This is a genomic window from Pedobacter jamesrossensis, from assembly GCF_042650905.1.
In the GTDB taxonomy this organism is placed as follows: Bacteria; Bacteroidota; Bacteroidia; order Sphingobacteriales; family Sphingobacteriaceae; genus Pedobacter; species Pedobacter jamesrossensis.
Genome location: NZ_JBHSBY010000111.1, coordinates 20,317 through 27,323 on the forward strand (window position 1 = coordinate 20,317; position 7,007 = coordinate 27,323).

Consider the following 7,007-nt stretch of genomic DNA (forward strand, 5'->3'; position numbering starts at 1 on the left):
ATTCTTCGACTACACTCAGAATAACAGTTGACTAAATTTAACCCGGTTTTTAAAATTGTTTCTTTTTTGAAAATGAATGTTTGTTGCGCTTGGCGTGCAGCAGTCCCGCTTTTCGTTACAACAAAAGCAGAAAAAGCTTTTGGTTTTCACTTCAATCGGGTTTATTAGCATTGGGCGGTTGCCAAAAACCGTTCAAAAAAGAACTTTACAGAAGTAAAATAGCCCCGACATTCGCGAATTCCGATTTTTCATCGGAAGTAGCATTGGCGGGACTATCATTAATAAAAGTTACAAGCCTTGCGCTTCAAAAAATAATTTTGCTAAATACATACATAAAAGAAGTTACATCATGCACCGTCGTTCGTTTATTAAAAAATCAGCATTGTTTGGTACAGGGGTTTTTGCGGCTGATAACGTATTTGCCAACCTAACTTTAAATAGAGAAAAAATCATCAATATTGCTATGATTGGCTGTGGCGATAGGGGAAAAGGCGTTTTATCGGTTATAAAATCTATGCCTGCAAAATTCAATATTGTGGCCTATTGCGATGTTTTGGATTTCCGATTAGAAGAAACTAAAAAGTATGTTCCAGCTACTGCAAAGGCAATAAAAGATTATAAGCAGGTTTTAGATGACAAAAATATTGAAGCAGTTTTTATTGCTACACCATTGAGCGAACATTTTAAAATAGCTAAAGATGCGGTGCTTTCTGGCAAACATGTTTATGTAGAAAAAACCATGACTTATAGCATTGCGCAAGCTTTGGAATTAAGGAAATTGGTGCTACAATATCCCAAACAAGTTTATCAGGTTGGCTACCAATATCGGTATTCGCCATTATATTTCAGGGTTAAGGATATGATTCAAAGCGGCTATTTGGGCAAGGTTTCGCAAGTAGATTGCCGTTGGGATAGAAATGGAAACTGGCGCAGAAAGGTTAACGACCCAAAACTCGAACGCCAAATTAACTGGCGGATGTACAAAGAATATTCTGGTGGTTTAGCGGCAGAATTGCTATCACATCAAATTGATTTTATAAATTGGGCTTTCGAAACGCAACCCGATTCTATTACCGGAATAGGTGGAATTGATGTTTTTAAGGACGGTCGCGAAACTTACGATAATATCCAAACCATGCTTCGATACGATAAAGCCGGAATGATTGGCAACTTTGGCGCCACTTGTGGTAATGCGCATGATGGTTATCTTTTCAAAATTAAAGGCACCAAAGGTTCAGTTTCTCTGCTCACCAATACAGGTATTTTTTATCCCGAACAAGAAACAAAAAAGGAATTAGGAATTGTTGATGGTGTAACTGGTGCATCAAAAATTGTGGTTGATACAGATGGAGGAATTCCAATCTTAGATAAACCAACAATTGACGGAACCAACTATGCGCTTGAAGAATTTTATGAATCAATTATTTCCGGAAAAATTCCTGCATCTAATGTAAAAACTGGCACACAAGCCTCAATTTGCGTTGCAATGTGTAACGAAGCCGTTTATTCTGGTAATAAGCAGTTATGGAAAGAGGAGTATAGTTTGTAAGAGATTTTTGTGGATTGGTTTTTTAATGGCGGGGTGAACGGTTTTTTTACGGGCGTCATTTCCACATAAGTGTAAATCTTAATCTTTTTGCTAACCACCACAAAGGGCTCTTCCTTTTTTCTTGATAAAAAAGAAACAAAAAATCAAGGCTTGCACCTTTTGTCGTGTAAAGCTAGCAGAATCCCAATGGCTATAATTTGAGGTTCTGAAGAAAAATCGGAACTGTAAATTATCTTGATAGTTCGTTAAATTGAAAGTTCGTGAACGGATTTTACTGCTTTCTACTTCCAAAATCTGCTATGCTTGATAGCATGATTTAGACATGCTCAAACGCTAAAATTACATTTTCTTACATTCCTTATATAGTAAATTTAGGTCTGTCGTCACTTCGAATGGATTGCAACGAAATAGAGAAATCTTTGATTATCGATGTACAAAGATTTCTCCACTTCGGTCGAAATGACGATTTTAACTAATGCTTCGAAAACTCAGAATGACCGCTTTTACAAATCTTCGTAATCTGGCATTTCTGGCGTGAAAAAAAAGTTACCTTTTTCTACATCCATTTTGGCATAAACATGTTGCAAGCCATTAGTGAGTACTATCCATTTAGCCTGATGGATAGAATTGTATCTTGATGCCTGTTCAAAAACAGATTGGGTAATTTTAACTTTGGGCGCTTTACACTCAATCAGCATAACTTTTTCTCCAGCAGTATTGTAAACTAAAATATCGCTTCTTTTTTGAAGTTGGTTTAATATCAATCCGCCCTCAATTTGGATTAAGGTTTTAGGGAATTTTTTAGCGGCAATAAGATTTTGAATGAAATGCTGGCGAACCCATTCTTCTGGAGTTAGCACCAAATGCTTTTTCCTTAATTCATCGAAAATAAAGACAACATTATCTTTCTTTGTAATTTTAAAAGGATACGGCGGAAGATTAAGCGGGGTAGGGTTAAACATTTTCAGTGCGCAATTTTCAGTTGATAGTTTTCAGTTCAGGGCTACTAATTATTAATCGTTAAACTATCTGTGCTCAAAGTTAATATTGTTTATAAACATTTACCTAAATCCTAAAAGCTAAATTGTAATTTTACAGGCAATGACTGCTGCCGAAATTATTAAAGATATAAAAGCGAGAAAGTTTAAGCCAGTGTATTTGCTACATGGCGAAGAAGCTTTTTATATAGACCAAGTAACAGATTATATCGAAGATAAACTGTTGAGTGAAGCCGAAAAAGGATTCAATCAAACCGTTTTGTATGGTAAAGATACCGATATGGCAACTGTTTTAGGTGCTGCAAAACGCTACCCGATGATGTCTGAATATCAGGTTGTAATTGTAAAAGAGGCGCAAGATTTAAAGTGGGCAAAGGAAGAGGGAAATAGTAAGGAAGCGGAATTTGTTTTAAATTATTTCGAAAAACCTTTACCCAGTACCATTTTAGTTTTGGCATTTAAATACGCTAATTTTGATAAACGGAAGAAAATCTATAAAGCGATAAGTACAAGTGGATTAATTTTTCAGTCAGACCCAGTTAGAGATTATAAGTTGGTTCCTTGGATTGAAGAATTTATAAAGGAAAAAGGGTATAAAATCGACCAGCAAGCATCAGCCTTAATGGCAGAATATTTAGGAACAGACCTTTCTAAAATTGCTAATGAAATAGAGAAGTTGATGCTGAATGTATCAAAAGAAACTACAATTAATACCGATTTAGTTCAAAAGAATATTGGAATAAGCAAGGAGTACAATGTTTTTGAATTGCAAAAGGCATTAGCCATTCGTGATGTACTAAAATGTAATAAGATAATTAATTACTTCGCCAGTAATCCGAAAGCCAATCCAACGGTAATGGTTCTCGCTAATTTGGGAGGCTATTTTACCAAGTTATTAAAGTATCATTATATTCAAAATAAAGCAGATGCAGCCTCAGCTTTAGGTGTTCCACCATTTTTTATTAAAGATTATGAGGTTGCAGCAAGAAACTATAATACGGGCAAAGTTTTTCAGGTTATCGGTTTGTTAAGGGAATACGATTTAAAAAGTAAAGGTTTGGATAGCAGCGGAAATGTTGAAGATGGTGAGCTTTACAAGGAATTAATTTTTAAAATAATACACTAGCAGTTTTCGGTAAGAAATTATCAATAAACAATTCTCAGTCAGTAAAATTTACCCTAAACCCTAAACCCTAAACCCTAAACCCTAAACCCATGCTCCAAGGATTAAGAACAATAGTTTACTACGTTGGCGACTTATCAGTTGCTAAAGAATGGTATAAAAAAGTTTTCCAAATAGAACCTTATTTTGATGAGCCATATTATGTTGGTTATAATGTAGGTGGTTACGAATTAGGCTTAAATCCAGATGATTCTGGCTTTAGCAACGGCAATCATTCAATAACTTATTGGGGTGTTAAAGATATTAAAGAAACTTTTGCTCGTTTTGTTGAGCTAGATGTAGAAATTCATGAGCAACCTAATAATGTTGGTGGTTCAATTTGGGTAGGAAGCATCTTTGACCCATTCGGAAATGTAATTGGATTGATTGAAAATCCAGAATTTTCTTTATAAGAGCATAATTTTTCTTAAAACTTAGTAATTAACGCTTTGTAACTTAAAAGTTATTGCGGAAACTGTATGAAATCTTAGTTCTCCGTTATATTTACGGTTAATAAACGACTAACTTATTATGAAGAAAAATTTACTCAGCATTTTGTTTGCTGTTTCTGCCGTTGCTTTTGCTCAGGCACAAGTAAGGCAAGGAGGTGGAGCAGCTCCAACAGATTCTACTAAAAGAGCTCCAGGCGCTGCTTTAGGTTCTGGGGTTAGAGCACAACCTAAACCATACGATCAGGTTATCACAAGCAAAGCGTCAACTCGTAAAGGGATGATTACTACGCATAAACTAGAGGATAAATTCTTCTTTGAAATTGCTGATACAACTCTTGGGAGAGATATTTTGGTTGTAAGTCGTATTTCTAAATCAGGTGCTGAAGTAAGGGCTGCGCAAGGTTATGCAGGCGATCAGATTGGTAGTGCTGTAATTCGTTTCGAAAAAGGACCAAATAACCGCATTTTTATGCGAAAAATAAGTTACAGAACTTATGGTCCGGATAGTACAACTTCTATGTACCAATCGTTAAAAAATTCAAATATTCAAGCTATTGCAGCTTCATTTAACATTGCAGCTTTTACTGCAGATAAAAAAGGAAGTGTTATTGATGTTACTGATTATTTAAATAGTGATAACGATATTTTCTATTTCAGTTCGCCCGCATTTAAAACTCGTTTTAGACTGGGTGCTCAATTAGCAGATAGAAGTTATATTCAGAGCTTAAGAAGTTTTCCAACAAATGTTGAAATTAGCACAGTTAAAACATATAGCTTAACCGCTGCTCCAAATCCTTTTGGTGGCGGTGCACCTGCTGCAATGGCTGGCGGTGCTTCTGCAGGTTCTTCAACAGTAGAGTTAAATACATCATTGGTTATTTTGCCTAAAGTGCCAATGAAAGCTCGTTATTTCGATCCTCGTGTTGGTTATTTCGCAGTTGGTTATACTGATTTTGATTTAAATCCTCAAGGAGTAAAAGAAATCGAATTAATTAAAAGATGGAGGTTAGAACCAAAACCACAAGATTTAGCAAAATATAAAAGAGGTGAATTGGTTGAGCCAATTAAACCAATTATTTTCTATATAGACCCGGCAACACCTAAAAAGTGGGTTCCATATTTAAAAGCAGGGGTTGATGATTGGGCAAAAGCATTTGAAAAGGCAGGTTTCAAAAATGCAATTATGGCTAAAGAGGCGCCAACATATAAACAAGATTCTACCTGGAGTATCGATGATGCCCGTCATTCGGCTATTGTTTACAAACCATCAGAAATTGCCAATGCAAGCGGACCAAGTATTTCAGACCCACGTAGTGGTGAAATTATGGAAAGTCACATCAACTGGTTCCATAATGTTCAGAAATTAGTTCATGATTGGTATATGATTCAAACTGCTGCTGTAGATCCAAGAGCTCGAAAAATGACTTTTAGTGATGAGCTAATGGGCGATTTAATTCGTTTCGTTTCTTCTCACGAAGTTGGTCACACTTTAGGCTTACGCCACAATTATGGTTCAAGTTCTACGGTGCCAACAGAAATGTTGAGAGATAAAAAATGGGTAGAAGCTAACGGTCATACACCTTCTATTATGGATTATGCTCGTTTTAATTATGTAGCGCAGCCAGAAGATAATATTTCATCAAAAGGTTTATATCCCCGCATTGGCGATTACGATAAATGGGCAATAGAATGGGGTTATAAATATTTCCCTGAAACTAAAAATGCACAACAAGAAGTGCCAATTTTAAACAAAATGACCATCGAATCGGCTAAAAACCGCAGATTATGGTTCGGTACGGAAACTAATCCTGATGATCCTCATTCGCAGAATGAAGATTTATCGGATAATGCAATGAAGGCAAGCACTTATGGTATTAAAAACCTTAAGGTAATTTTAAATAAGTTACCTGAGTGGACCAAGGAACCTGCAGATGGTTATGATAACCTGGAGAATATGTATGGTCAGTTAACTACCCAGTTTGGTCGTTACATGGGGCATGTAGCTAAAAACATTGGCGGTATTTACGAAAATCCGAAGACAGTTGAGCAAGCAGGTTCAGTTTACGAACGTACACCGGCTGCAACTCAAAAAGAGGCAATGACGTTTTTAGATGTACAATTGTTTAAAACACCAACCTGGTTGTTAAACAAATCAATTTTAGATAATATTTCTCAAGATGGTTTAGAAGTTATAGGTCGATTGCAAAATACAACCATTAGCAGGATTTTAAGTACAAGCACGCTAACTAAATTAATTTCTGCTGAAGCTTTAGATGGCGCATCTGCTTACAAAATCACAGATTTATTTACTGATTTAAATGGTTCAATTTTTACAGAATTAAAATCGAATCAAGCGATTGATGTTTACAGAAGAAACCTTCAGAAATTATATGTCGATAAATTAATTTCGATTGTTAAGCCGGCACCAATGCCAACAGCAGTTAATGCTATTTTAACTGGCGGAAGAGGTGGTGCAGCTCAAAGTGGTCTTATGGCTTCACAAAGTGACGTGATGTCGGTTGTGAAAGGACAGTTAAGAGAATTAGATGCTGCAATTAAAACAGGTGCAAATTCTGCAACTGGTTTAAGCAAATATCATTTACAAGATCTATCTGATAGAATTGAAGATGCTTTAGACGCTAAAAAGTAAACGAGGAAACTCATCCCCCTATCTAAAAAAGGGGCCGTATCATAATTTAATTTTATGATACGGCCCCTTTTTTTTTGCTTTGTATTTTACCTCTTTGTCCCTTGGCTATTTCGGTTTCAGCAATCGATATTTTCTAAAAGATGAAGAAAAGTGCCTTTTTAGGCTACTTTTTTCCTTATGTTATGTGCAATTGCCA

The 7,007-nt window shown here is 35.8% G+C and carries 5 protein-coding genes; 4 read left to right on the plus strand and 1 reads right to left on the minus strand.

What is annotated here, in order from left to right; translation table 11 throughout:
* Positions 1-349: 349 nt before the first annotated feature.
* Positions 350-1,549, plus strand: coding sequence for a Gfo/Idh/MocA family protein (locus tag ACFOUY_RS11475; RefSeq protein WP_378960756.1), 1,200 nt, complete (start codon positions 350-352; stop codon positions 1,547-1,549).
* Positions 1,550-2,052: 503 nt separating this feature from the next.
* Here the strand turns inward: ACFOUY_RS11475 and ACFOUY_RS11480 are convergent.
* Entirely contained in the window at positions 2,053-2,511 is a 459-nt protein-coding gene (locus ACFOUY_RS11480) for a type I restriction enzyme HsdR N-terminal domain-containing protein (RefSeq protein WP_378960757.1), read from the minus strand.
* A gap of 139 nt (positions 2,512-2,650) precedes the next feature.
* Between ACFOUY_RS11480 and holA the strand changes: the two genes are divergently transcribed.
* The 3 genes from holA to ACFOUY_RS11495 all read left to right on the plus strand — a co-directional run bounded on the left by holA (position 2,651) and on the right by ACFOUY_RS11495 (position 6,811).
* A complete protein-coding gene (gene holA, locus ACFOUY_RS11485; RefSeq protein WP_378960758.1) occupies positions 2,651-3,673 on the plus strand; it encodes a DNA polymerase III subunit delta in 1,023 nt (340 codons plus the stop codon).
* An 89-nt stretch (positions 3,674-3,762) separates the two neighbouring features.
* Complete coding sequence (locus ACFOUY_RS11490; protein WP_378960759.1) at positions 3,763-4,122, plus strand: VOC family protein; 360 nt, start codon at positions 3,763-3,765, stop codon at positions 4,120-4,122.
* A 118-nt stretch (positions 4,123-4,240) separates the two neighbouring features.
* On the plus strand, positions 4,241-6,811 hold the full coding sequence (locus ACFOUY_RS11495; RefSeq protein WP_378960761.1) for a zinc-dependent metalloprotease: 2,571 nt from the start codon (positions 4,241-4,243) through the stop codon (positions 6,809-6,811).
* The last annotated feature ends 196 nt before the right edge of the window (positions 6,812-7,007 follow it).

Coding starts and splice junctions, on each gene's coding strand:
- holA (WP_378960758.1), top strand. CDS start 2,651: ATGACTGCTGCCGAAATTATTAAAGATATAAAAGCGAGAAAGTTTAAG.
- ACFOUY_RS11490 (WP_378960759.1), top strand. CDS start 3,763: ATGCTCCAAGGATTAAGAACAATAGTTTACTACGTTGGCGACTTATCA.
- ACFOUY_RS11495 (WP_378960761.1), top strand. CDS start 4,241: ATGAAGAAAAATTTACTCAGCATTTTGTTTGCTGTTTCTGCCGTTGCT.
- ACFOUY_RS11475 (WP_378960756.1), top strand. CDS start 350: ATGCACCGTCGTTCGTTTATTAAAAAATCAGCATTGTTTGGTACAGGG.
- ACFOUY_RS11480 (WP_378960757.1), bottom strand. CDS start 2,511: ATGTTTAACCCTACCCCGCTTAATCTTCCGCCGTATCCTTTTAAAATT.